General features: G+C 43.4%; 1 protein-coding gene. It reads left to right on the forward strand.

The annotated features are described in order from the left end of the window. Positions 1-75: 75 nt before the first annotated feature. Positions 76-1137 carry an MFS transporter gene (locus F607_RS32335; protein WP_230400468.1) on the forward strand — a complete coding sequence of 354 codons (1062 nt, stop codon included), beginning with the start codon at positions 76-78 and terminating at the stop codon, positions 1135-1137. The last annotated feature ends 60 nt before the right edge of the window (positions 1138-1197 follow it).

Genomic DNA, 1197 nt, shown 5'->3' on the forward strand with positions numbered 1-1197 from the left:
TCCACGGTGCTTCTCCTGAACTATTAACGATGCAGGAAAAGGCTAACAGCAAGGGCTGGGGGGAGTCACGCACGGTTGCAGAGGGGACACGTATTAATTAACGGCTCAGGAACCCTGATAGGAAAAATCCCAGCCGGCTCAGAAACCTGGATTCAAAATGCTGGCTACGTCTGGCTACTGCTACTTATTCCTCTGGCCTTTTTAGGCTGGTTTGGTATGAATAATTTATGTACTCCTGAAGTATCACCAGACATAGGCAATGCATCAAGTGCATTTACCAAGATAACCTTTATGTTTCTTATCGGTTTTCTAACCGCTGGTGTTGGGTTATGGCTGATGCTGCCAGAAACTGCAAATGGCTCTGGCTGGGGGATTCCCAAAGAAATTGTTCTCATTGGTATTATCACTGCGACCGTGTTTGCCTTGAAAAGTTTGCCTGGACAAATAAAAACCAGCCTATCACGGCAATATAAGATTTTTAATAATAAGCATACCTGGATTATGAGTGTCATTTACACCATGACCTTTGGCAGCTTTATTGGTTTTGCAGCAGCCTTTCCATTAGCAATCAAAGTCATATTTGGTTATAGCCATATTATGGCTGATGGCCAGATGACCCATGATACCGTAAACCCTAATGGTCCAAGTGCACTCATGTATGCCTGGATGGGACCCTTTATTGGTGCGCTCATTCGTCCTGTCGGTGGCTGGATAGCAGATAAAGTAGGTGGTGCAATAGTAACGCAATTCTGCTCAATTATTATGGTTGTCAGTGCTCTAGGTGTCGCCTATTACATGCAAGCTGCATATAATTCAGCAACACCTGAAAATTACTTTGTGCCCTTCTTTATTTTATTCCTTGCTCTATTCACCGCAACAGGCATAGGTAATGGTTCCACCTTTCGCACCATTGCAATCGTTTTCCCTAAAGAGCAAGCGGGTCCTGTTCTGGGTTGGACATCTGCGATAGCTGCTTATGGGGCATTTTATATTCCGCAAGTAATAGGTGAGCAAATCACTGCCACTACGCCTGAAGTCGCTTTAATTGGTTTCGCAATATTTTATGCTATCTGCGTAGTCATCAATTACTGGTTTTATTTACGTAACAATACTCTAGACACTTTTACGCAGCCATAGCCCCATAGTCACTCATCTGTTTATACACTTGAGCGACTTTTTGAATACTTAAGCTTAACC

Origin of the sequence: Zooshikella ganghwensis DSM 15267, from assembly GCF_000428585.1 — a bacterium.
GTDB classification, from domain to species: domain Bacteria; phylum Pseudomonadota; class Gammaproteobacteria; order Pseudomonadales; family Zooshikellaceae; genus Zooshikella; species Zooshikella ganghwensis.